Here is a 24,476-nt window from a genome sequence, read left to right as displayed (position 1 = left end):
AAGCACCCGATACTTTAAGTACAATCCTTCACAATCTACTACGTTATCAAACCAAAAAGGTGATACCTTGTTAAAGTATCACACATGTTAGCTTCATTAGGGGCTTTTAAAAATAAAGAGTTATAATCCTAATGAGTAAAGTTTGGTTTGGTTAACATGTATATTCAAAAAATTCAGAGTGCATTTTTTGTTTAAAACAAGAACTTATTAATACTTAGTTCCTTATTTGAATTTACTAAATGATTTCCTTACTCCCGTTAATAATAACAAGTTTACAGTAATAACAACTACATAAAATAGAAAACTAAATATCAGATTCCAACCTTTATAAGTATATAAGTGGAAGAAGTGTGTAGAGATCCATTCTAAAAGTGACAGAAGTAAAGCCCAGAACACAATGAAATGTGACTTTTTAGGGCTTAATAATAAATAGGAGTGTAATACAATATAAATTGTTCCTGGGTATACCACTATGTGCAAAGGTATATCAAATAATTCTCCGCTATTCAAATCAACAGTGTCATATAGATCTACAGGATCCATTGCAAGAACATAATCTCCTATAGAAGCGAAGTAAATATTAAATAAGAAAATTAATATTAATTCAGATGTTGCTATCAACCGAGACTTCTTATGAAGATAAAACACCACATATCCAATGAAAAAAAATAAGCAAATAATCCACCATTCATTTTTGTCAAAGTGTTTTGGGGAAATAGGATCATAAATCTTAAGTAGTGTTTCTACAACATTATCCATTCCATTTCCCCTCTTTTATTAAATGTCCTTTTAAGAATTTCATAAAAAAAATAGTTAATACAAATGTTGTTATGTTATATCCAAATGTAATGAGGATTGGATACCAATGTGAATGCTTTATTTTTATAACATCTAAAAAAGCATCAAATTCTAAGACCAAAATATAAGCTGAACACCAAATAAAGAAGAATACGATTATATAATGGAGAGATACTTTTCTTCTAATTAAACTTACAATCCATAGCAGTGATATTGGAAACAACATAACAAACTGGATATAAGCTATCATGTATTCTTTTGGCTTTCTTACAATATTTAAGGTATCGTAAGCAGATTGATACAGATTAAAGCACCAAGAATTTACAGAAGCAATAAAAAGAAAAATAATTAAAAGTTCATACCAATGGAATAGTTTTAATAGCCTTAAAGAACGAAAAATGAGAAAAAATGTAATAAGCACGTTAACTCCCAATAATGTCCACAAGAACATTTAAATCTCTCCAATTTCAAAGGTAATTAGTAAGTACCAAAGAATACTCAAACAATATTTTTTTCAAAACTTTTAATTGGGGAACTTTAGAAATTATGCGCTCAATTTCCATAAGCTTTTTTGGTATCAACCAGAGCACAGTATTAAGAACCACATCGTAACCACAAGTCCTTGAGACTATTTTCCTACAAACCCGAATTATTCATACCTCCCATATCCTAAACAAAGTACGATGCTTTTTGTGCTTATTCAAGTAACCTGCCCGATAGTTAAAGTACATTTCTTCACAAACTTGGAGTCATAATAACTTATGGGAGGTTTTTCTGTTTTTTAAAGAAATAACAAATCATTTAAAATCTTGATTCGTTTTTCTCCTTTTAGATTTCCATTCCACGATATTTACTACAATTAGTACAATTAAGCCCAGGACAGATAGTGATTCAAGAATCACCCAAGATATATCAGAAAACATTATAAGTCTGCTCATTAAGATTGGAACGAGAAAGAATGCTAAACCTAAAATCTTTAATACCATAAAAGTAACCTTTGTATTCAATTTGTTACCCCCTAAAAATTGCGGATAACACTAATAATTCTATATATACTTATCTAAATCCTTGTTTCACTAACCTGCCCCATTAGTACAACAAGAAAAAAAAGACCGCCGCAGCGATCATTGTATTAGCCTCATTAATTTAACTCTTGCCCCTGTTAATTCTAGTATAAATCTCACAAACAACATATAAAACTATAAAAATAATACAGGTTTTTCCAACCTATAAAGTCTCACTATATTATTTGTGTCCTCTTCTTCATATTCTCTTACAAAATGCATAGGGGAATTTTCAAGAATTCTTACTGAATAAATGTTTTCCTTTTCTACAATAGAAAATACCTTATCTATAGCTAACTCATTAAAACAGAATTGGAGTAATCCATTCAAAATTTCAGAACCGTACCCTTTTCCCCAATATTTTTCCGAGAACCTGTATCCAACTTCAAACTCTTCATTTTCACTTTTAACCACTGCACAAGAACCAATTAATGTACGATTTTCAACATTTATCTCTGAAATAGCCATTATTAATCTATCAGTATTATTTTCATTATAGCTATTTACTATTTTAAGTAATTCATTTGAATTTTCCGTCCTTGTTTTACCTCTACCAATGATATATTTCATAACATTATCTTTGCTTTGCATTTCGTGGAATTCCGCAATATCATCTAATTCAAATCTTCTTGTGTATAGACGTTCAGTCTCGAAATACATACTTTTCTCAAACCCCCTTTTTTTGCGGTCATATTGCTGGGAAGTCATGGGGACGGTTCTTCTGGCTTTTTAAAATCTAGAAACTGGACAAGACCCGCTGAATCGTCTCCGTAGCTTTTTCTGTTAGGACCTAATGAAATACCACCACCACCATGACGGTGTGATTTGATTCAATCATCGAGCTATTTTCGACAACAAGAACAGTTTCTATAGTCATCGTTGGACAGTTTCCCCTATATGCTATACTATTCAATCGTTTAATTAAAATCGTCAAGAATGGCTTAGGTATAACTTTTTCCGGCAAAATCCTTTATGAAAATAGTCGAAAATCAAGCAACACGTTTCCCGTTTTTCATCAAAATAAGAGTTTTTTCTCCTCAAATGACAGCCTTCGTTCCATTATGAAGTTATTCGATACTAATCGGACGCTTGATTAACAACAGGCTGAGCCTATGAAAATAAAGGACTTTTGCTACTAAACCACGAAAAAGATTGTCGAGAGTGGGCTAATTTCTCATTAAAAGTTCCACCAGAACCGTCCCCTTTGTCGTCTCCGTTGATCCAATAAAATTCAACAAATAGAAACGTTAATCCTCTTTTGACACCCGGTAAGCATTATTCAATAATAATTAATTTGCAGTATTTTTGACCAGTTAAATACAGAAATAAATAGAAATTGGATAAATAAAAGAATCGTTAAGTTAATGACCGAAGTCATCAAACGCTTAAATCGAAAAACAGTAGATGAAATTAGAAACTTCTAAATTAATTTTATTCTTTTTACTTTTAGGTCTTTATTTAATTTTGCAAGATACTTCCTATTGAAGCAGCCTGCTCCGTTATTAAGGAAGCATTAAAAAAAGTGACTTTCCTGTCACTCTTATTAGTTATTTTTTTGCTCTTATTTTATTCTCTTTGTAAATATAATCTATCCTGTTCATTGTCCTATATCCTAAAATACCAATAAGTATTGTATATATTGTTGTTAAAATTAAGCCGAGTATAGCAATCCAAAATAATGATGTAATCTTCTTTTTTTTGTTAAGCATACCAATAACCTCCACGAATTAATCGATAATATTTTGCATTTTTTAATGGGGATTATTCCAAAATAAACAATTGATAAGAGCGACCACTCTCACTTTCTAATTTTAATTCAACTCAAGCACCCATATACTTATATAAAGAATGTAGCAATTTCTTGGAATCGCAGTGTTATTGTAAAAATAACAGACAAGTTTAACAAAGCCTAAAATTAAAAGTTGATACTATGATAAAAGGATGAAAAGTGATGAAGAATAACGTGAAACAGAGAAAAATAATTTTAGATTTAGCAGTTACTTTAGATGGTTTTATTGAAGGGAAAAATGGAGAAGTTGATTGGTGCATTATGGACCCTGATATGGGGTTCCCTGATTTTTTAAATCAAATTGATACGATTTTATATGGAAGAAAAAGCTACGATTTATGGGGACAATATATTCCGAAAAATGAAGACCCTGATGCTGAAAAAGAAATTTGGACATTGGTTCATAGTAAGAAGAAGTATGTTTTTTCAAGAACACAAAATAAGACTGATGATCAAGTAATATTTATAAATAATAGTATTCTTGAAGAAGTAACTAATTTGAAGAAAAAGCCTGGTAAAGACATCTGGCTATATGGTGGAGCAAGTCTCATTACAACTTTTATAAATTTGGGGCTTGTTGATGAATTTAGATTATCTATTCACCCTGTTGTTTTAGGGGAAGGGAAACCGTTGTTTATTGATTTAAAACAGAGGATTCATTTAAAAATGGTTAATACACGAACATTCTCCTCTGGCGTTGTGCAAATAATCTATCATTGGAATGGTAACTAAAAATATCTTTCACTCCAGGGCCTTTATTAAAATAATAGACGGAAACTGTACCAAGTCATATGTAATAGTGACCACATATAAAAAATAAAAACAGGACGCAATAACAGCGTCCTTACTATCTGGGGATTTTTTCACTATTTAATGTTTATTTCTATCAGCTAAATATTTTGCATAAAGAATCGTATTTTTAGCTACATCTAATTCAACATTAAATATATTAGGTGGGCCAGGTCTCCAATTTACTTCAAAAAGCCATAGTTTTTGGTTTTCATCAATTCCGACATCAATTCCTAATTCATCCAATTTGTTGCCATATAAAGAATCGAAATGGTTTGAAAACGTAATCGCAAACTGTTCAAGATACCTTTGAATATCATACCAGGAGTCACCAAACTCTGTTTTTAAAAAAATTTCCAGGTAAGTACTATAACCACCACTACCCATATTAGATGTTATCGTCCCCAACCTACCTATCCTTGGATAAATAGAAGTAATCAACCATTTTCCATCTCCATTTTTTTGTACATGCAATCGAAAATCAAAAACATGACCAGATTTTGTTTGACTTGTAATAAACTGTTGAACTAAGTAATCTTTTTCTTGTATTTTATGGGAGATCCACTCTATCAATTGTTTTTCATTAATAGATGATTGCAACTCTGCAGCATTCATATTGTAATGGGATCCATATTTTTCAATTAAAACAACACCACCGCCTTGATGGCCGGACAACGGCTTGATAATAACTTTTTTATAGCGGTTGATCATGTTTAAAAATATTTGAACGTCTGTTAATTTATAAAAAGGAATAAGATATTGGTTGAATTTTTTTGCCTTATTAATTCTATTATATACTGATATTTTGTCTCCAATAGAATGACTTGTGAACGGAATCCTTTCGAATAAATAATCAATGATTTGTTCGGCTTTATCACTTACAGGATAACTCGCATTATAAATCACATCAGGAAAAGGAAACTCCTTTTCAATCCACCGTCCATTTTCATAGACTTTCCCTATTATTTTTTGCTGTTTTATATTTACCCTTCCTGGGGTAAAGTAAAAAAAGTCGACACCTTCAGCTTTTGCTGCGGCGGCATACGCATAGGCTTTCTTTACTTTATTTGGATCTGCACGATGATGAAGCATGCCAATAAGCGTCATGATCTTTCACTCCATATTATGAAATTGGGTCAAGGTAGAAACGGATCTCACTTGCTGCATTCCTGGCAAGTCTTTTTGCTTCTTCTTTATTGCCAGCGGATGCCAAAATGTATCCGCAACGATCCCCCATTGATAAAGGTGGACGTAATATGTGTCCTTTCCGAGGCTTAATATACACCTCTTCTACACCGGGATAATGAGAACTTCGCTCTTTCCCCGTTACCTTCAGTAATCTTCCTTTAGAATCAACCGTTAAATAATGCGCGTATACAAACTTACTGTGTTTTCTAGTTAGGTTAGGCTCATTTCCTAGCATTACTTGGATGGTTTCCTCTACCAAATTAATTCCATATCCAATTTCAATGATTCGATTCATTGCTCCACCTGAAATCCGAGGATTAATTTCAATTAATTTCCATCGCCCATTGACTAAACGCATTTCTAAGTGACACGCACCATTTTTCATTTGAAAAGCCTTTAAGACGGAACTTACGGTCTCATGGATACCCTCATATAAATTTCGATCGATAGATGGCAGCAAACAATACCCGGTCACGATAAATCGTTGCGAAAAAGTAACCTGTTGTTCGACGATCGCGACAATATGAGCTTTTCCATTGTGTACTAAAACTTCAACTAAATATTGTGGTCCTTCCAGATACTCCTCCAATAAAATCTGTTCATTTTTATTTAGTAATTTTTGGATTGCCAGTTTCAATTCTTTCTCGTTATTCGCCAACAGAACATCTCTGGAGCCTGCAGATGTGGGAGACTTCACAATTAGTGGTAAATGGGTATTGGCTAGTTCTGTAAAATATTCTAAGGAATAATCTGGGGTATAAATCTCATAATTCGAAGTCATTGGGAGGCCTTTGAGAACCTGCCGAGTTAAAACTTTATTTTCCATTTTATAAATTGAGTCTGCTGATACCACACTTGAACAAAATTCCTCTGATAAGGCTGCTGCAACATGAACAAAAGGGTCTACAAAACTCATGATCCCTTTTATTTGTTTCCCTTGATTTTGTAGTTTGCGAATGTTCCTTTTTAATGCGGCATAATTGGATGTATCCACTAAAATCATTTGATGGACATCGGGAAATTCTGTTCTTTGATGAATGATTGTTTGTTTATTGGTAAATAACACCGTAAAATAGCCGAGCCGTTCTGCAGCTTTAATTGCTTCTCGACTCGATCCGGATTTGCTCGTCTCAATAAAGACAATGGTTCGCATTAACTTTTCATCCTATCTTTGTGGTTTATATGAAAGATTTAGCTTTAACAGCTAAGTTGGACTGTAAAAAAAACACAGGGTACCTTTTTAATATATTGTCTTTAGACAAGATTGGTTTGGACAAACGTATAATACTTAAGGCAAAGATTAATAAATTTGCATAAAAAAAGAGCGGCCGCAATAGTTGCAAAGCGCTCTTCTGCCAATTACCTTTTTAAATATTCGATTGTCTCATCGAAGTCTGAGTCATCCCCGCCCGTTTTGAAATAAACAATGTCATTTGGGCGTAAAAATGAATCAAAAAACCTCTTCATTTCATCTGCATCTGAAAAATGGTACACATTTTTCGCATTAACTCCTGCCTCAATCGCTGGCTTTGCAAAATCCTTCGCAATAAATCCTTTGGTAACTAGCACATCAATCCCCAAATTACCGAGCAGTTGTCCTGCCTTTTCGTATTCTTCATCTGCATATTTTCCTAATGAAGCCATTCTACCCAGAACGGCAATTTTCCTTTGGAATGGTAATGCTATCCGGCTTAACGTTTCTAGGCCTTTTCTTAACGAAGCAGGATTGGACTTCCAAGTATCATCCACCAACGTAACTTGATTTCTTCCTTCCATTATTTGAAAATGGGATCCCATGTGATGATAAGTGGATAATCTCTTTACAGCATTATGAAGATCCACTCCTAAGCTTGCAGCGGCTGCTAATGAAGCTGCAGCATTATAGACATTATGCTCACCAAGACCCGGTATATAACCGTTCAATTCCCATTGCTTATATTCAATCCAAAATATCATGCCGGATGAATGATATTGATACTTCTTTATCCTAAAAGTGGCATCCCTATTTTTTCCGAACGTTATGATTTCTCCTTTAAATTGAGAAGTATCGAGGGAGGAGAGATAGGGGTCGTCCCTATTTAGAATGAGCGTCCCTTCATTGTTCATGCCTTGCATGATTTTTGCCTTTTCTGCCAAATAATCATCGAAGGATTGAATTTTATCCGTATGATCCACATCAATCATGGTCATAATCCCAATCGTCGGGTAAAAATACTTACAGGATTCTGTCATATCCCCTTTTTTAGAAACAGCTGTTTCAAATATAGCCACATCCGTATTTTCATCAATGCCCATTAAATAAGGAAGGTTGTAATAATCTGCATTTTTGCTGGATATGGTTGCCTGGACATTGTGTGTTTCTTCCAAAATGTGTTTGAGCATTTCCTTCGTAGTAGACTTTCCACATGTACCTGTAACGGCAACTACAGGAATGTTAAACAGATGCCTGTAATACGAAGTGAATTTAAAGAAACTGTCTTTAAGATCCTTTACCATAATGATTTGCTCAAGATTTAATCTTTCCATATTAGAAAATGGTGTATCTGTAACGATGAATACATTCTTATACCTCTTTATCATCTCAACAGGCACTTCTCTGTTGTTCCTACGAAAAAATAACGTATGACTCCTAATTTCAGATCTGTCATCAGTAACCGTCTGGATCTGTATACCTTTTTGCTTGTTATTAGGCCGAATATTCATTGCCGTTAAGATGTTCTCCAATAATAATGTCTTCAAAATGTCCCTCCTAATTTCTTTTAGAAAATAAAGCATCTCCCCTAATAAAGCTATTCTCTATAGGTAGCAGTGACGAATCACTTTGAATTCAAAAGCTATTGTATTATATGACGTGTCCCCTCATGCAGGTGTGTGATAAATACAACGTCCAGAAATTAAAGAAAACTCTCTTCCCTTTACTTCCATAAAACTAAGAAAGCATTAACTTAAATTTTCTAGGTAAATCTAATGATTAGGAGGGAATGGTTTATTGGTATGGTGTCCCTTGACCCTCACCACGATGGCATTTACTATGAGGTGTCCTATCAGTTATTACCAAATTGGTGGGGAGTTGGTTATGCAACGGAAGTCGTTCAAGTGGTTATTAATTTTGCTTTAAATGAATTAAAACAACCAAAAATCATTGCCGAAACACAAATCGCTAACATAGTCTCTTGCAGGCCTCTAGAAAAATTAGGGATGAAATTAGAAGGAACGATTAACAGATTTGGAGCCGAGCAAGCCATTTACTCTATCAAGTCACCTTACTAAACCAAGGAAACCACGGGGACGGTTCTCATGGCTCTAATCTATTATCAACATTAAGATAAAAAACCACCAGAACCGTCCCTATGGTCTCTTTCTCTATCATTCTAAGTTAATCAAAATAGACTAGACTTTGTATTTTTTAATTTATTTTTAAACTTTTCCAGTACCTTTTTTCTTTCTTGATAATTTTCATCATCGGCATCCTCCCATAGCGAAAGGTCTGCACCTTTTTCAATTAGCTGTAGCGCCTTTTTTTTAACCGAAGCGGTCAGTGCCTTATGTCTCATTTGAAGACCTGCGAGAGAAATGAACAGAATGGATTCATCTGCCTGCTTATCCTCTTCATCATCATAATCAGAAAACTCTTCCTGCCACGATTTAAGAATGATTTTTGTAGCTTTTCTTGTACTTACCCCTTCATCCATCAGTTCATTCCATTCATCTTGAATATCGCAAGATAAATCATCTTCCCATAAGCCAGTACCCCAAGCACCCATCCTTTTCCCTCCATTCCTTATCATCCAGTTCGATGTTGCGTATTTATTTCAACATAAATAAGCGTTAATCCTTCTTAGATCAACGCACCCGTTCGTTCAACTACGAGTCAATCTTCTTTAATCCCCTCGATGCTTTAAAATAACATCCTCAACAAATTGCTTGAATTTCTCCTCGGCTTCAGAATAAAGTCTTACGGTAAAAAGTAAAGTATCCTCCGGGTGGCCCTCTTCCACTGAATCATCCTCAAAAAAAATGTCCCACATTCCTTTGTCATTTTTGAATCCAATTGCTTCTATGTATTCATCTTTTTCTTCGATGTAATAGCCAATATGCCAATGGCGTCCTTTTAAATGCTCCAGTATTTCTTCAGCATACTGGTCAAAAGAAGTCTCCACATCAATTAATTCCATCCCTTGAGAAAGTTTAATGCTTGGAATTGGGATCGGTTCAGGAATTTCTTCATTGTCATATAAGATTCCTGCCAAAGAGAAAGCTAAATCTTTTTCTGCATTTTTTAGTGCTCTACTTCTTGTTTTTCCTCGTGATAAGGGATAATCCCACCCTGCTTCCGGAAAAAGCGTAGGGAAGTAAACACCAAACATTCCTCCTTCATCTTCCTGTTGTACGAATGCTGGATACACTAATTTCCTAAAACTTATCATAAACCTCACATCCTAGTAATAAGGTTTCTTTTAACCCGCCCTGTTAGTAAAAAAGCGACTTTTCTTATTGAATGAACGCACCCATTAGCATTAGTTTAAGTACACCATTTCACAGATTGAGGTTCGAATGAAAAGAAGTCCCATTTCCCTACAGTCTGGAAACCCCTTATGCACTAACAAATAAGGGGTTTTCCGACAAAATCAATTAGAAAGCCCAATTCCCTTTACGAAAGATTGGCTCACGTGTACCATCAGGTAATTCACCATCAATGTCCATATCCGCACAACCAATCATGAAATCAACATGAGTTATGCTCGAATTAAGTTCTACTTCCTCACGCTGCTCCTTCGTCATTTTCTCTCCAGCTTCAATACAGTTAGGGAAACCGAATCCTAATGCTAAATGGTTTGCAGCATTTTCATCAAATAATGTATTTAGGAAAAGTACGTTTGTGTTAGAAATAGGTGAGTCATGTGGAACCAGGGCTATTTCTCCAAGATAATGGGAGCCTTCATCTGTTTCTACTAGGTTCTTTAATACTTCTTCTCCCTTCTTAGCTGTAATTTCAACAATTCGACCATTTTCAAAAGTTAATTTGAACTCATCAATTAAATTACCTGCATAGCTAAGTGGTTTTTTACTCGAAACGAAACCATTAACACCTGAACGTAATGGCGAAGTGAATACTTCCTCAGTTGGCATATTAGCAACAAATTGAACACCATGTCGATTTTTGGCTCCACCACTTCTCCATAGATGTAGGGGATGAAGCTCAATCGTTAAATCTGTTCCTTCAGCTTTGTAATGTAACTTCTTATATTTCTTTTCATTCAAATAAGTAACCTTTTGGAGCAAGTTTCCAATATGATCTTTCCATGCATGTACAGGTTCAACTTCCCCTATACGGACTGAATTGAAGATTGCATCCCAAAGTTTGTCCAAGCTATTTGTTTCGCCTGGAAAAACCTTATCTGCCCACGCTTGACTTGGAGCTGCGCAGATGACCCAACTAACATCATCATGCTGCTCTCGCCATTTTACCATGGCTTCTCCGCTTACTTTTTGGTAATTCGCAATACGATTTGGATCAGCTTTGGACAATAAATCCGGATCGTCGGAAACGATAAATAAAAACGCCGAATCCTTATCAATCAACTTCTCACGTTGAATTCGCTCCCATTCAGGAAACACTGTAAAAACATCTTCTGATGCTCTCAAATAGCGCGAGAGTGTGATTTCGGGATCATTATAGTCCACATACACATTTTTTGCACCTGCATTGTAAGCCTCGTGAGCGACAGCTCTAGCAAATGGAATCGTATCCACACTAGCTCTTACATAAAGGATTTGGTTCGGTTGAACGTTTAATCCCACTTTTACAACCAATTCTGCATAGCTTTTTAATTTTTCCTCAAACGTTTTCAAAAATATCCCTCCATTCATTGTTATTTTATCATGAGTTTTTTGAAAAATTTTATTTTAGTAATGATCGTGGTAGCGTCCCCATCCTTTGCTCAAGCACCCGTTACTTTAAGTGTACCACTTCACAAAGTTACATCGATTAACATATATACATTGAAACTTTTCTTACTCACATTTCATTTTATATCATATAGAGCACGGTACTCTATACACACGAATCATTGAACTCCTTGTTATTCATTTCCGCTAAACTCTAAAATATTTAAACCCTCAGATGCCTCTGGTGCTTCAAAAAATTTAGTAACATGAATAAACACCGTTTCCGTGTCAAAAGCTGCTCTTTCGGGTTGTTCGTTACGCCTTTGTGCAATTTGACGTAAGCATTGCTCATTATTTAGATTAAGGAAAATTAGTTGATGGCTTGCATTGACCTCTGACGCCATATCCAAAAACCACTTTCGCAGTTTTTGAGTGTTAGCTGGAAAATCCATCACTACATCTGTACCGACACTTAATATGTTTTGGACATGCTTTTTCACCAACGGCTTGAGCTGCGCTGAGAATTTTAGATAGTCCTCAAATGATGCAATCTGATTGGGATAAAGAGATGAAAGCCATTCATCTTCAGACAACAGTACCGCATGTTTATTTATCGCCAATTGTTTTGATTTAGTTGATTTTCCAGCTCCCATTTTTCCACAGAAAAAGTATAGCGTTCCCAATTGTTTCATATTTTTAACCCCCAGCGCTTATTTAGTTTAACCTTTTACTTCGTTAGTTCCCATAGACATTCTCCTCTTATTAATATTTAGACGTTAAGATTTATATCCGATTTACTTATTCTACCATTTTTATTTACATTCCTTCTTCAACAAAACTGCTCCGTTAGTGAACCAAGAAAAAGAGCCGCAGCTACGACTCTTTGATTCGCCAATCAATTATCAGTGCTTTTTTCAGTTAAACACTCTTCTTCCGGCTTTATGTTAACCTGTTTCTCAGGAAAGAAGATAATTTTCTTTAAAGTTTGGACTAAGTTCACTCCATACATCAAATTTATTACCATCTGGATCATAAAAAACAAAATTCCTTCCGGAGTGTCCTCTGTCCTCAATCTCTCCAACCCTAATTTCATTTTCCTTAAAGCCTTTATATATAGATTCTAAGGCATTTAATCCATTTACTTCGAATGTTAATGAAAAACGCTCATTACCGTAAATATCAAAGAAATTGGAACTTTGTTTTTCATTAGACTTCACAAGAAAAATGCTTTGATTGGCAAGATTTAAAATAGCTTTGTCCTGATCTATATAGCTTAATTCAGCCCCTAATTTATTTACATACCAATCTGAAGAAAGGTCAACATTAGTTACTGGTATATATGTTGTTCCAATCCTTAATAATTTCTCACCCATTATTTAGTCTCCTTTGAAATATTTAATACTAATTTCCTCATTCGACTACTTTTTTCCTTTTTATCGCGGTCAAATAATCCGTTAATTAATCCGGTATAAAAAAAACAAAGTCCCTGACCCGGAAGATCAAAGACTTTGTTTTATTGATACGATATTACATATCAAGATCAGTAATTGCATAAGGTAGTAATTCCTTTAAGGCCAACTCTAATATATCTTTCTTTTCATTAGTTAAATAGACTGGCATGTCAGGTAAACAGAATTCAGCTAAAACTTGTCTACAAATACTACACGGTGGGAGAAAATCTACCGTATCACCCGCAACAGCTATAGCCTGGAAATCTCCCTTTTTATAACCATTCGTTATGGCAGTAAAAATAGCTGTTCTCTCAGCACAATTAGTTGCACCTAAGGAAACATTTTCTACGTTTACGCCATTAATTACTGTTCCGTCTTTTAGTAATAATGCTACACCCACAGGAAACTTGGAATAAGGTACATAGGCAGCCGTTTTCACCTTGCGTGCACTTTCCATTAATTGTTCTTTGTTCATATCATCCATCCCTTTCAAACAAGAATGAACTTTTCACAGTCCCCTAACGCCAACATTTTTTTGGCAGGACTTCTAATATATTACTATTGCAAATTGTTTGTCAATATAGATAGGAGAAAAGATATGACAATTAAAGGAATAAAATAGTAGAAGGACCTAGCGTCAAAGTAACAATACTATTATAAGTTTCTTTTTGGACCCCACAGTGGATTCTCCAGAGATGGAACACGAATTGATTGGTAGCAATGTAATATACAAAAAATGGGGACAGTCCCCCGGCGCTTTAAAGCAGCGGGGGACTGTCCCCATTATAAAACAATCCATTCAAATCTGATTAACACTTATTTTTTAATTCTTTTATATATAACCACCCATCACTAGCTATATCAAATACTGGATCATAATCCCCCCATTCATTCAGTATTTTGGTAAAGATATAACGTTTCACTTCCGCATAGTATTTTCGATTTTTGGGTTGCGTAGAGTTATCACCATGTGATAGGCAATTGTATAGATCTTTGTCGACCCAGTGAAAATCACTAACCCCTATCAATTTAAGAAGAAGATATCGATCTTGTTCAAATCGCCCTTGATAGGGGTCATCGTTTTCAAATCCACCTACTTGACGGACAGCTTCCGTACGAAAAAAACGAGGATATACCATGGACCCATACATAAGGTAATCGTATTTATCCTGAAAAGAACGGTGTTTTTGGACAAATAACTTTTTTGATTCTCCATCTTTTACACTCCAAAAAACTGTGTTTGAGTATATCAATGAAGTCTCCTTTGGCTGTTTATCCATTTCATTTAAAAGCACTTCTAATGCTTGAGGTTCGATCCAATCATCGGAGTCTACAACGACAAAATAAGGGGTATCGATCATACTTAATGCCATTTGTAACGTTTTTCCCGTTCCTTGATTTTTTGAAAGGCTTACGAGTTGAATTCTTTTGTCGGATGTGAATTTCCCGATAATATCAGCTGTTGCGTCCGATGAGCCGTCATTTATTATAATCATTTTCCAATCTTTTAATGTTTGGTTTAGTACGCTTGTAATCGCCTTTTCAATGTATTTTTCTCTATTAAATACAGGCATGACTACAGTTACTTTCCCGTTAGGCATGTCTTCAATCCTTGCCTGTACAGGATTCAAACCTGTTATAGGGGATTCTTTAGGGTTTAACTCTTTTATATATAACCAACCATTTTCATCTACTTCAAATACTGGTTGATATTGGTTTCCCCATTCTTTTAACAGTTTCGTATACATATAACGTAAGACATCTGCAAAATATTTTCGATTTTTACCTTGAGTAATATTATTGTCATGGATTCTTAGGTTATAAAGATTGGCATCCACCCAATGAAAATGACTAATGGCAATCAATCGGAGCAGGAGATATCTGTCCTCCGCATAGCGTCCGTTATAAGGATCATTTGATTGAAATCCACCTACTTGACGAACGGCTTCTGTCCGAAAAAAACGCGGATATACCATAGGTCGATACATTAAAAAATCATATTTATCCTGAAAGGAACGGTGTTTTTCAATATGACCTCGTTTTAATACACCATTTCTTTCATACCACCAAATGGTGTTAGAATAAACCAGAGAAGTTTCCTTTGGTTGTTTCTCCATTTCATATAAAAGGACCTCTAATGTTTGTGGTTCGATCCCATCATCGGAGTCCACAATGACAAAATAAGGAGTATCGACCATATTTAATGCCGTCTGTAAGGCATTTCCCGTTCCTTGATTGTTTGGAAGTCTTACGTGTTCAATTCTTTTGTCGGATGTAAATTTCTCAATAATATCGGCTGTTGCATCCGTAGAGCCGTCATTAATAATCAGCATTTTCCACTTTTTCAAAGTTTGGTTTATAACACTGGTAATTGAATTTCCAATGTATTTTTCTCGATTATAAACAGGCATGACTACTGTGACCTTTTCCTTAGACATATTCGTTAACCTCCCTTCATATTTAAAAATAGACTTTCGGAGATTACTATCTTTGCAGAGATTTTCCCTATGTATATATACGTATGGATGACAGAACTTGTACTAAACAGACGCCCCATTTTCTGATAGAACGGGGGACTGTCCCCCGGCGCTTTAAAGCAGCGGGGGACTGTCCCCAAACTTTTTTAGGAAAATAACAATTGAGCAGAGAATATGACTGTAGTTACTGTCATGATACTGAATACCGTGGACACTAGAACGGCTTGGGCTGCGTATTCCGGATGATTTCCATATTCCAGTGCAAACAGGGAACTATTTCTCGACGTGGGAAAAGAGCTCGCAATGAGCAATGACTGGGCAATAGTCCCGTCGAGACTTAATGTGAAAATAATGAGGAGCGCAATACATGGTGACAGAATGAGCCGTCCAATCAAACTTAGAACGAGAGGGAGCGAAAACCGACTTATTTTTAGGAACGCACATTGTGCACCAAGTGTTACAAGCGCGATCGCTAAAAAGGCGTTTGACGTATTTTTAATAGGGGTCCATATGTACTCAGGAATACTTACTGAAACTACCTGGAAAAACAACCCTAACAAAAAAGCGTAGATAACAGGATTTTTTAAAAATTCTCTTAGCGCATGGATTTTGGCTTTATCAACCGAAACAGAATTAAATAATCCATATGTATACGTGATGAGATTTTGAAAAATCAAGACCACAACTTGTATCGATAAACCAAGTGGATTGTGCTGAAAAACAAACTGACTGACAGGTAATCCATAATTCCCCGAATTCAATAGGACCACGCTGTTTTTAAAGGTAGCGGACAGACTGCTCTCAAATCTCGCTATTTTCGATACTCCCGTGCTTACGATCATTAAACAAAGGCTTTGAATGACTAAGAAACTAAGAATTTGCAGTAGCGTATCTCCTTTTATCCTACTCTGATATACATTGGTAAAACACACAGCAGGCATGAGTAAATAGGAATTTAACTTAGACAAAGTGTTCATGTCTAATTGAAATTGCCGATGAAGAAAGGCCCCAGCTCCAATAAGAGCAAATAGGGGTAATATCACATTCAAGGTAATATGAAATAAAACGCTCATTCACGACTCCTCCCCTTTTTTAAATATCTAGTTGTCCTTCCAATTAGGTTCAAAGATTTGTATAGAGATACGATAGTCATTGTTATATTTTATCGCTAAGGCTACATCATACGGCCCACAGGTGTGGTCGCAGATTTGTTGGATGCCCTTAATCGGCAAGCAAAAGTATTTTCCTGTTTTCGGTTCGCTAACGGTTATTCTCCCTGCTTGATTATGAATGTTTGCCCTTTTAATGTAGCTCATGAAACTAAATCCCACGTTTCCTTCGATCTCATCCTTGAGGATGGCATCGAAATCTTTCCCTTCGTGCTCCATTAAAAAGGTCATAAGTTTCTTCGAATTGGCCTCCAATTACGATCCCCCCTCTACTATTTATTTTAAAAACAATATCCAAACAGTGGAAATACGAATAAATTATCGACAATCATTCAAAAAAGGAATGACAACATTTCCTGATTGGCACAAAAAAAGAATTCTCAAGAAGCGATATGGACGAAATCAGCGATTTGCATTGGCAGGTCGCTATTAATTTTGTTTCACACCAAATTCAGATTGTAACTACTTTTTACTTAAACGAACGTGGGCTTAAATTAAGCCCATTTTACAAGAATAAGAAGTACCTCCCAGGTTAGAATTATGATGATGGGAAATTTACGAATTAATTCTGTTTGGAGGCATATGTATGAATGACAAATTAACAGAAAGTGAGTTTCAAGAGATTATCCGTAGAAGAAGTAGCGGCGAGATAAGCTTCCCCCGATTCTTAGAAGAATTGTCCCAAAGAGGTATAAATGAATACGAAATAGATGTTGCTACGGGTCAAGCTACATATAAAGGAGTCCATTTGGAGTTTAAAACAGTTCCCCAAGTAAACTTGGTGATCTCAGATAAATTTAATAGAAGTAAGGTACTTGAGGCAATCGCTAACATTTCTCTCCCCTTTTTAGACTTCTTAAAAGAGATTGCTGAGGCTGGAATAGTAACCTATCGTGTGTGCATATCTGAGAAAAAGGTTACTTATATTGGTATCGGGGAAGAAGAAATTGAAGAACAGCTAAAAGTTTAAAATAGTTCCAAACCTATTAAGTTATATTTCAAAAAAAAATGACCTATTCACTTTAGCGAATAGGTCTGCGATTTCATATGTGATTTTACTTTTGTCCACCAAAATAGACTAGCTGAGCATTTGCCCAGGCTTCTTAAATCGCAGTTGTAAAATTCAATTTTTTCACAAACTCTACAAACTCTTTAACTACTTTGGTCTCAAGAGATTTCTCATGATACATCATCCAGGTTCTTCGTACAATGGGGTCCTCGTTTTTATCGTTTAGAATGATGCGATGAAGGTTCGGATGCTCCTGAACAAGCACACTTGGAAGGATTCCGTATCCTAAACCGTTCAATACCATTTCTGTGCATGTATCGGCTTTATCCACTTCCATGCCTATCAAAGGCGGCTGCGCAAATTCCCCACTCCACCAATGATCAATCATCGTCTTAAGTAACGCATCTGTTTCGTATTCAATCCGCGGTAGGGAAGGCAAGTCTTGAAGCTCCATTTTTTCTACTGATACGACACAGAGATTTTCTTCAAAGAGAAGTATTTTCGAATCGGACCACTGATAGTCCCCACGGACCATCCCAATATGAACATCCCCGTTATAGACGAGATGAAACGCATCCCTACTCCATCCCGTTGTCACTTTATAATTTACTTTCGGGAACTGCTCCCGAAAAAGCTTTAAAAGAGCTGGCAGCTTGTGCCTAGTTATGTAATTAGAAACCCCTAATCGTAAGGTTCCGCTAACCTCTTCACTCATATTAGATACGGTATCTTTAATCTGTTGGAGACGATTCAGCATTTCATCCGCACATTGTGCCAAATATTCTCCTTCGGGCGTAAAGTGAACCCCTTTTGTCCCCCGTTTAACAATTTCTACTTGGTATTCTTTCTCGATTTGTTGAATTTTTTTCGTTAGGGATGGTTGGGATATATATAAGCTTTCGGCCGTTTTCGTAATGTTCTTTTTTTCGTAAAGCACCTTTAAGATGATCCATTCTTGCTCATCCATTTCTTCGCACCCCTCCTCTAGTTGAAGAAGGCATCATTCTTCTCCTATACTATTCGTTCTTTCTAGTGAAATTCCTTTTGCTAATTTAGCTCTTGGGTCTTTTTGTCCGATTGTAATTCAGTTTCCAGTTTTTGTAGAATTCCCTCTGGAATTTGTAGAATAACTTGAAACTTTGTAGAATAACTCTGGCAATCAGGTGGAATTGGAAGTTTACTTCCAACTTTTGTAGAATCCATTCTCGTTTTTGTAGAATTAATTAAATTTTGTAGAATTCCTCTATCAATAGATAAAATGATCTACTAAAAATCCACGAAACCGGCTAATAAAAAACGACCTTTCTAAAATAGAAGGCCGATTTCAAGCTTTAAAAATGAATAGTAGGCACTTAACATCCATCTGATATTAAATTTCCGCTCCATTACTGTCGGATAATCCGCTTTTACTGTCGCATGGCTATCCATTACTATCGGATAGGCTACTTTTACTGTCGTATGGGTTTCCGTTACTGTCGGATGAACCCCTATAACTAGAAAACTATATCCGTTCTACAGCTCTACTGTCTGAAAAAGGTCTCTAAAAGTAACTTCTATAATGATAAATCGTTGCTGCCAATGTAATGACGGTATAGACCAGGGATGTGATAAAAGCAATGTTTGGTGAAAACTCATACTTTTGTTCACCCATCTTGATTCCTGTTGTGGATTGGACTAACATGTCCGTATTCTTAGTGGTTAATCCCCCCTTGGAAGTAAAAAACCAAATAAGTATAGTAACCCCTAATCCCACAAAGAAGGCAAAATCAATAAATTTTGTGTTTGTAAAATAGGTTAATCCATAGTTTAGTCCTAATAAGATTACTAATGTAATAACGATGGTTATAACCTTTTTCATAGATTGTTGTACTCTCCCCCCATTAATTTTCCCTTTACAATTTTTGCATATTGTTCGATTTCATTTAGTACCCTTGCTCTGCCCTTTTCACTTTGTGTCCACTCGGTAGGTGTAATGTCTCTATGATCTTGTAGTGGTAATATATCTAAAACCTTATCGTCATTTGCATAGATAGACGCCAATAGATAGAACCGTCTACAAAAGAATGATTTTCCAGCCAATAAGATATTGTTATGACTGGTGTTATTGAGAAAACGAAAGGCTGATTGAATGACGCCGTCCACTCCTTTAATCGTACTAGTGGGAATGGGCATTAGCTTTTCCTTTTCGATCCCTTCATTTATTAATTGATGCGCATAAAAATCATATTCATTACATTGTAAGAATTCATTATAAACTCCAGGAATCATAATAAGATTGGCTCCAGATTTCTTATAGTATTCTATTAACTGTTCGTTTAGCTCTGGAAAGTGACCTGGATGATAAATAATCACATCAGGTCTTTCAAAAAGATGGATTCTATCCATAAATACTAGTTCATCTATACATTCAATCGCTGATCTATTCACTGCTTAACACCTCTCCCTTTCTCCAACCCTATAAAACCAAATATGTTTATTTCTCCCTTTGACTATATACGAATCAAACTCCAAAATGTTCCATTTTTGAACCTTCATTCAATTTGTAAAAAAATACAGGTGCCGCAGCACCTGTAGATGTTTGATTATTTTAAGTAGGTTTTTTCCTTCTTCTACTAAACTGACCATTCCATGAAAAAACAATAATAGCCACCATATTATTCAAACGATTGATTAAAAATGGTAGAAACCGCTATCTTATCCCTTTTCTCCCGGAATTAGGAATTTATAAATAGTTGGGGACAGTCCCCCGGCGCTTTAAAGCGGCGGGGGACTGTCCCCTCACCTATTTCCTAACAGTTTTTCAAGGATTCTTTGTACCTCTGCCCCTTCACGAAAGGAGACAATAGAGGCGTCTTCATTATTTAGCTTTTTTATGATCTCATCAATTAAGATTTTCAGGTGATTACTTTCCGATAATTGAATGGTTTCAGAGGATGATGATCTAGTTTTTATTGATAATGAACGCCAGTTTTCAAGGGCCATCACACCCTTATCCCCCATTATGGTAAAGGCGATCTCTTCCTTTTGACCGATTCCAGATATTCCATTAAATAAGACGGGTATTTGACCATTGATCTGTCCATGAGCTATGAAACTCGTTTCGCATTTTTCCGTATCCTCCGGGAATATTACCGATGAGTATCGAATGTCCATCTCACCAAACAACATTTGAACCATTTGGATATAGTGGGGGAACACTTCCCGTATAAATCCACCTTGCTCCCTTGAACTGATCCAGTTATTCTGTTGCCACGGCCTTGGCCATTCTGGAAAATAACATTGAATTTCGACCCTTTGCACATCCCCAATATCCCCATTGGATAGATAGTCTTTTAATGTAGAGAAGCATTGTCTGTAGATGGTTGGAAAATTCATCACATGAATAATATTTCTCTCTTGCGCTAGTGAAAAAAGCTCCTCCGCTTCATCCAAGGAATTGGCCAATGGTTTCTCACAAATAACATGTTTATTTCTTTTGATCACTTCCATGGCTATGGAGTGGTGATACTTAGGCGGGACGGCGATATAGACAAAATTGATTCTTTCATCCTCAATAAGATCAAGATAATGCTTAAAAATAGGAACATTATATTTCTCACTTATATCGTTCAATCTGGATGGATTGGTATCATAAATACCGATCACATCCGTATTCGGATGATGTAAAAACTCCCTTAAAAGGATTTCCCCTACTCCACCAACACCAATGACTCCTACTCGAATATCTTTTAGCATTTTTACTTTCCCTCACATTCTTTGAAACTTTGTTTAATCACATTCTCACATATCATTGGCCAGATAAAAATCGAAAAGTCCGTTTATTATTTTCGAGTTTTCATTTTTTAAAGGCTGTGTTAAAGGTCTATGTTGTTTTATAGACAATGTTGATTGGAGCGGAAGGCACGAAGACTCCTGCGGGAGTACGGGGCAGGGGAGACCCCGCAGGAGCGAAGCGACGAGGAGGCTCCCCGGCACGCCCGCGAACCGCTCGTGCCTGGAGCGGAAATCAACAGGCACGTTTAACATAGCCTTTTTAAAAAGGATGGGTGCCCTCGACAATACACAGAATATCTTATTGTTTTTTACATAACATAAGGACATTTAGGAGGTGTATAAATTGTCTAACCAAGAAAGAAATAACAAAAATGTTTCAGAGAACATTAAAAATGGAGCAGGAGCCATGTTTCATTCGATCCATAAAGGGTTAGAAGCCACGGAGAATGCTGCAATGAATGCTGTTGACGCAACTGCAAACGCAGTTGACAATTTAACAGACAACGATAATCGCTAGAACCACAAAACAGAAGACGCCAGTATTTGGCGTTTTTATTTTTCTACAAGGTCACCTGAGAAAAAGAGCAGGACGGTAACTTCATTGCTCTTTTAAAAGCAACATATTTTTCAACCACTCCCTAAATAAAAAAAGCGTCCCTTTTATAGAAACGTCTAAACTACACAGAAATTAATTTTATTGAAGAGCAATATCGTGAAATTCTTTAAAAGTAGCCAATTCTTTTGTTAAGGTTTCTCTCATTTTCTTTCCGCATTTTTCACTACATATTGCAAATATACCATCAGTTCCTTGTAATTTGGCTTCTGATCCTTTCGCTGTGACAATCATAGGAACAGTAGTGTTTCGAGTACTTAGACCTACTTGGATGATTTTCCCTTCACTTTCAGTATTATCGATTCCATCTGCGAACTTAACACTTAAACCAAATACTGGTTGGTTATTCTTTATTATTTTCATACACCAAGCACATCTCAGCATATAGACCCCTCCCATTACCGTAATAAATATATTAATAAATTGAAGAGGTGTAAACTAATAATGGAAATTGATTCTCTCTATATTATATCCACATCTTTAACAAAAAATAGGCCAAAGCATAAATGGTTATTTGCAAAAAATAATAAATCCTATTTTACCTCTAAAGCGAATGCATAAGAGGCACTTCCGTTTGAAAGATGTTCATCCTTTTCATCCATCCACCATACTCCGTAAGAATAATAATATATCCCTTTTTCAACAGGTGCGGTAAACAGATTCTTCTCTACATCGAAATCAATTTCGTGATTATTATTCATCTGAGTTAAACGGAATTCGTTTGGTTTTGGATGATAGTTCATCACAAAAGTTACCACTTCGCCAGTTCTTACTTCTATAGGCTTTTTCCCTTTTAATTGCTCAACTGGTCCAAGTGTATCCACGCACGTTCCTTGACCATTTGCATTCCAGCAATATGACCCCAGCTTCATCGCATAAGTTTGCTTCCCAATCTGAATCATGGATTTTGGAGGCTGATCTCCTTCCATTCCATTACTTGAACAACCCATGAGAGTAAATAGGATAAAAAATACAGGTGCAGCTAACCATTTAGACATTAATTAATCCCTCCTATTAATGAAATAGACGTTGAGACCCAAATAATGTCGCAAACGATGTTCTTTACTCATTTTGATTCTCTCTTTTTATCCTTAACTATCAGCTTAGCAATTACTATACCAACAATAAACATTCCACCCGCATACATACCGTGATATATCGGTTTATCCCATACTATGAATGCATCCGAAATAGTAATTAACGTAACTACCCAAAACACTGTAATTAATAATTGTGGGATACTCAGTTTCTTACTTAACACAACTTCCCTCCATTTTCAAAAAACTTTCTATAATCAGCCGGCCTCATAAATTCACCTAATTTTATCTTATCATTTTTGTCATTTAATTCCATATAAAAATAGGATAGCCGCAGCCATCCCATCTTTAACATAATGAATCCTTTCAATTCCATTATAGGAGTGTTTTAGTCATGATAAAGTCCGTTTGTTCTTCATCACCCATATAAAATGAGTGGGCTCCAGTTTGAACAAACCCCATTTTCTTATAAAAAGCAATCGCATTTTCATTCTTTTCCCATACGCCTAACCAGATTTTCTTTTTATTACATTCCATCGCAAGTTCCATCGCTTGATTTAGCAGATATTTACCAAGCCCATGTTTTTGAAAGTGGCTCTTTATATAAATCCTCTCAATTTCAAGTGATTCATCACCCATATCTTCAGACTGAGCATCATTGGTATTCACCTTTAAATATCCAGCGACTTCATTGTTAAAATAAACAAAAAAGAAATGCGAAGAATGATTGGATAATTCTTTTTCTAATTTTTTTACGTTAAAAGCCTTCTCCAAGTACGCATTCATATTTTCAGGTGAATTCTGATGCTTGAATGTCTCATTAAATGTTTCATAACTAATTTCTTGAAGGATGTGTAAATCTTCAAGCGTGCAACTTCTTATAGTAATTGTCATTTTACGCCGCTCCTTTAGTAATTTCTCTTGTTTCCTTTTTTCACATATTCCCAGTCTATTTCAATATTTTCTCTAACTCGTTGAAGAAGATTGAAAATGGTTTCTACTTCTCTTTCGGAAAATCCCTCTAATGCAACGGTATTGGAATAGTCATTTTCTCTTTTTATAAAAGGATAAACATTTTTTCCTTTTTCTGTTGGAAAAAGCTTTTTAATTTTTTTGTTGTGTTGATCTTCTTTCTTTTCAATAAAGCCATTCATTTCAAGTTTTTTTATAGCACGGGCTGCTGTTGTTCTATCGACTTTGATCATTTCAGCTAACTTTTCCTGTATGATTCCTGGGTTTTCACATATTCGTACAAGGTACAAATACTGCCCTTTTGTAAGGTCATACTCTTTAAATTCTATATTACTGATGGAATCTAGTGCCCTTGCTATCATTCCAATTTCGCGAAGAATTTCCTTCATAATTAACTCCCTCGTACATATTTTTGTTGCAAATGCAATAAAAACGGAATAAATTAATTTTACCCAAA

Annotated in this window: 30 protein-coding genes; 4 read left to right on the top strand and 26 right to left on the bottom strand. The window is 35.6% G+C overall.

What is annotated here, in order from left to right; genetic code table 11:
* Window positions 1–222: 222 nt before the first annotated feature.
* The 5 genes from AA0X95_RS05360 to AA0X95_RS05340 form a co-directional block, all read right to left on the bottom strand.
* Window positions 223–759, bottom strand: a complete 537-nt coding sequence (locus AA0X95_RS05360) for a hypothetical protein (RefSeq protein ID WP_413306232.1) — start codon at window positions 757–759, stop codon at window positions 223–225.
* Window positions 752–1,249 (bottom strand): hypothetical protein, encoded by a 498-nt coding sequence (locus AA0X95_RS05355; protein WP_413306229.1) that lies wholly within the window; start codon window positions 1,247–1,249, stop codon window positions 752–754. Before AA0X95_RS05355 ends, AA0X95_RS05360 begins: the two co-directional genes overlap by 8 nt.
* 346 nt (window positions 1,250–1,595) lie before the next feature.
* Window positions 1,596–1,805: a hypothetical protein gene (locus tag AA0X95_RS05350; protein WP_413306226.1), complete on the bottom strand. Its 210-nt coding sequence runs from the start codon at window positions 1,803–1,805 to the stop codon at window positions 1,596–1,598.
* A gap of 192 nt (window positions 1,806–1,997) precedes the next feature.
* Window positions 1,998–2,522, bottom strand: coding sequence for a GNAT family N-acetyltransferase (locus tag AA0X95_RS05345; RefSeq protein WP_413306223.1), 525 nt, complete (start codon window positions 2,520–2,522; stop codon window positions 1,998–2,000).
* A gap of 887 nt (window positions 2,523–3,409) precedes the next feature.
* Entirely contained in the window at window positions 3,410–3,571 is a 162-nt protein-coding gene (locus tag AA0X95_RS05340) for a hypothetical protein (protein WP_413306220.1), read from the bottom strand.
* 242 nt (window positions 3,572–3,813) lie between these two features.
* Here AA0X95_RS05340 and AA0X95_RS05335 point away from each other — a divergent pair, with 242 nt between their 5' ends.
* On the top strand, window positions 3,814–4,383 hold the full coding sequence (locus AA0X95_RS05335; RefSeq protein ID WP_413306218.1) for a dihydrofolate reductase family protein: 570 nt from the start codon (window positions 3,814–3,816) through the stop codon (window positions 4,381–4,383).
* A 138-nt stretch (window positions 4,384–4,521) separates the two neighbouring features.
* On the opposite strand, the gene AA0X95_RS05330 is transcribed toward AA0X95_RS05335, so the two are convergent.
* The 3 genes from AA0X95_RS05330 to AA0X95_RS05320 all read right to left on the bottom strand — a co-directional run bounded on the left by AA0X95_RS05330 (window position 4,522) and on the right by AA0X95_RS05320 (window position 8,367).
* Window positions 4,522–5,547, bottom strand: a complete 1,026-nt coding sequence (locus AA0X95_RS05330) for a YheC/YheD family protein (RefSeq protein WP_413306215.1) — start codon at window positions 5,545–5,547, stop codon at window positions 4,522–4,524.
* Window positions 5,548–5,563: 16 nt separating this feature from the next.
* Window positions 5,564–6,781 carry an ATP-grasp domain-containing protein gene (locus AA0X95_RS05325; RefSeq protein WP_413306213.1) on the bottom strand — a complete coding sequence of 406 codons (1,218 nt, stop codon included), beginning with the start codon at window positions 6,779–6,781 and terminating at the stop codon, window positions 5,564–5,566.
* A gap of 206 nt (window positions 6,782–6,987) precedes the next feature.
* The gene (locus AA0X95_RS05320; protein ID WP_413306210.1) at window positions 6,988–8,367 is read right to left on the bottom strand and encodes a Mur ligase family protein; all 1,380 of its coding nucleotides are present in this window, start codon (window positions 8,365–8,367) and stop codon (window positions 6,988–6,990) included.
* Window positions 8,368–8,595: 228 nt separating this feature from the next.
* Here AA0X95_RS05320 and AA0X95_RS05315 point away from each other — a divergent pair, with 228 nt between their 5' ends.
* Window positions 8,596–8,898, top strand: coding sequence for a GNAT family N-acetyltransferase (locus AA0X95_RS05315; protein WP_413306207.1), 303 nt, complete (start codon window positions 8,596–8,598; stop codon window positions 8,896–8,898).
* 110 nt (window positions 8,899–9,008) lie between these two features.
* On the opposite strand, the gene AA0X95_RS05310 is transcribed toward AA0X95_RS05315, so the two are convergent.
* The 9 genes from AA0X95_RS05310 to AA0X95_RS05270 form a co-directional block, all read right to left on the bottom strand.
* Window positions 9,009–9,392 carry a MarR family transcriptional regulator gene (locus tag AA0X95_RS05310; protein WP_413306205.1) on the bottom strand — a complete coding sequence of 128 codons (384 nt, stop codon included), beginning with the start codon at window positions 9,390–9,392 and terminating at the stop codon, window positions 9,009–9,011.
* Window positions 9,393–9,509: 117 nt separating this feature from the next.
* Window positions 9,510–10,055 (bottom strand): type II toxin-antitoxin system HicB family antitoxin, encoded by a 546-nt coding sequence (locus tag AA0X95_RS05305; RefSeq protein WP_413306202.1) that lies wholly within the window; start codon window positions 10,053–10,055, stop codon window positions 9,510–9,512.
* A 205-nt stretch (window positions 10,056–10,260) separates the two neighbouring features.
* The gene (locus AA0X95_RS05300) at window positions 10,261–11,481 is read right to left on the bottom strand and encodes an aminopeptidase (RefSeq protein ID WP_413306199.1); all 1,221 of its coding nucleotides are present in this window, start codon (window positions 11,479–11,481) and stop codon (window positions 10,261–10,263) included.
* 230 nt (window positions 11,482–11,711) lie between these two features.
* Entirely contained in the window at window positions 11,712–12,209 is a 498-nt protein-coding gene (locus AA0X95_RS05295; protein ID WP_413306196.1) for an AAA family ATPase, read from the bottom strand.
* A 264-nt stretch (window positions 12,210–12,473) separates the two neighbouring features.
* A complete protein-coding gene (locus AA0X95_RS05290) occupies window positions 12,474–12,890 on the bottom strand; it encodes a VOC family protein (RefSeq protein WP_413306193.1) in 417 nt (138 codons plus the stop codon).
* Window positions 12,891–13,044: 154 nt separating this feature from the next.
* A complete protein-coding gene (locus AA0X95_RS05285; RefSeq protein ID WP_413306190.1) occupies window positions 13,045–13,443 on the bottom strand; it encodes a cytidine deaminase in 399 nt (132 codons plus the stop codon).
* A gap of 334 nt (window positions 13,444–13,777) precedes the next feature.
* Window positions 13,778–15,406, bottom strand: coding sequence for a glycosyltransferase family 2 protein (locus AA0X95_RS05280; RefSeq protein ID WP_413306187.1), 1,629 nt, complete (start codon window positions 15,404–15,406; stop codon window positions 13,778–13,780).
* Between the two features lie 185 nt (window positions 15,407–15,591).
* Entirely contained in the window at window positions 15,592–16,518 is a 927-nt protein-coding gene (locus AA0X95_RS05275; RefSeq protein WP_413306185.1) for an AEC family transporter, read from the bottom strand.
* Between the two features lie 27 nt (window positions 16,519–16,545).
* A complete protein-coding gene (locus AA0X95_RS05270) occupies window positions 16,546–16,869 on the bottom strand; it encodes a hypothetical protein (RefSeq protein WP_413306183.1) in 324 nt (107 codons plus the stop codon).
* A 331-nt stretch (window positions 16,870–17,200) separates the two neighbouring features.
* Between AA0X95_RS05270 and AA0X95_RS05265 the strand changes: the two genes are divergently transcribed.
* Window positions 17,201–17,584: a DUF1398 family protein gene (locus tag AA0X95_RS05265; protein ID WP_413306180.1), complete on the top strand. Its 384-nt coding sequence runs from the start codon at window positions 17,201–17,203 to the stop codon at window positions 17,582–17,584.
* Window positions 17,585–17,717: 133 nt separating this feature from the next.
* Here the strand turns inward: AA0X95_RS05265 and AA0X95_RS05260 are convergent, their stop codons facing one another.
* The 4 genes from AA0X95_RS05260 to AA0X95_RS05245 form a co-directional block, all read right to left on the bottom strand.
* Window positions 17,718–18,590, bottom strand: coding sequence for a LysR family transcriptional regulator (locus tag AA0X95_RS05260; RefSeq protein WP_413306178.1), 873 nt, complete (start codon window positions 18,588–18,590; stop codon window positions 17,718–17,720).
* A 573-nt stretch (window positions 18,591–19,163) separates the two neighbouring features.
* On the bottom strand, window positions 19,164–19,481 hold the full coding sequence (locus AA0X95_RS05255; protein WP_413306175.1) for a hypothetical protein: 318 nt from the start codon (window positions 19,479–19,481) through the stop codon (window positions 19,164–19,166).
* A complete protein-coding gene (locus AA0X95_RS05250; RefSeq protein WP_413306173.1) occupies window positions 19,478–20,050 on the bottom strand; it encodes a hypothetical protein in 573 nt (190 codons plus the stop codon). Before AA0X95_RS05250 ends, AA0X95_RS05255 begins: the two co-directional genes overlap by 4 nt.
* 351 nt (window positions 20,051–20,401) lie before the next feature.
* Window positions 20,402–21,358: a Gfo/Idh/MocA family protein gene (locus AA0X95_RS05245; protein ID WP_413306170.1), complete on the bottom strand. Its 957-nt coding sequence runs from the start codon at window positions 21,356–21,358 to the stop codon at window positions 20,402–20,404.
* 382 nt (window positions 21,359–21,740) lie between these two features.
* On the opposite strand from AA0X95_RS05245, the gene AA0X95_RS05240 reads away from it, so the two are divergent.
* Window positions 21,741–21,914 (top strand): hypothetical protein, encoded by a 174-nt coding sequence (locus AA0X95_RS05240; protein ID WP_413306167.1) that lies wholly within the window; start codon window positions 21,741–21,743, stop codon window positions 21,912–21,914.
* A 177-nt stretch (window positions 21,915–22,091) separates the two neighbouring features.
* Here the strand turns inward: AA0X95_RS05240 and AA0X95_RS05235 are convergent, their stop codons facing one another.
* The 5 genes from AA0X95_RS05235 to AA0X95_RS05215 form a co-directional block, all read right to left on the bottom strand.
* The gene (locus tag AA0X95_RS05235; RefSeq protein WP_413306164.1) at window positions 22,092–22,394 is read right to left on the bottom strand and encodes a hypothetical protein; all 303 of its coding nucleotides are present in this window, start codon (window positions 22,392–22,394) and stop codon (window positions 22,092–22,094) included.
* A gap of 149 nt (window positions 22,395–22,543) precedes the next feature.
* On the bottom strand, window positions 22,544–23,008 hold the full coding sequence (locus AA0X95_RS05230; protein WP_413306162.1) for a hypothetical protein: 465 nt from the start codon (window positions 23,006–23,008) through the stop codon (window positions 22,544–22,546).
* Between the two features lie 68 nt (window positions 23,009–23,076).
* Entirely contained in the window at window positions 23,077–23,271 is a 195-nt protein-coding gene (locus tag AA0X95_RS05225; protein WP_413306159.1) for a hypothetical protein, read from the bottom strand.
* A 151-nt stretch (window positions 23,272–23,422) separates the two neighbouring features.
* Window positions 23,423–23,941, bottom strand: a complete 519-nt coding sequence (locus AA0X95_RS05220; protein WP_413306157.1) for a GNAT family N-acetyltransferase — start codon at window positions 23,939–23,941, stop codon at window positions 23,423–23,425.
* A 14-nt stretch (window positions 23,942–23,955) separates the two neighbouring features.
* Window positions 23,956–24,408 carry a MarR family winged helix-turn-helix transcriptional regulator gene (locus tag AA0X95_RS05215; protein WP_413309860.1) on the bottom strand — a complete coding sequence of 151 codons (453 nt, stop codon included), beginning with the start codon at window positions 24,406–24,408 and terminating at the stop codon, window positions 23,956–23,958.
* Window positions 24,409–24,476: the final 68 nt, after the last annotated feature.

The sequence above is a fragment of the Neobacillus phoenicis genome (genome assembly GCF_047302305.1).
Taxonomy (GTDB): Bacteria; Bacillota; Bacilli; order Bacillales; family Cytobacillaceae; genus Neobacillus.
This window is presented reverse-complemented; position numbering and strand designations above follow the sequence as displayed.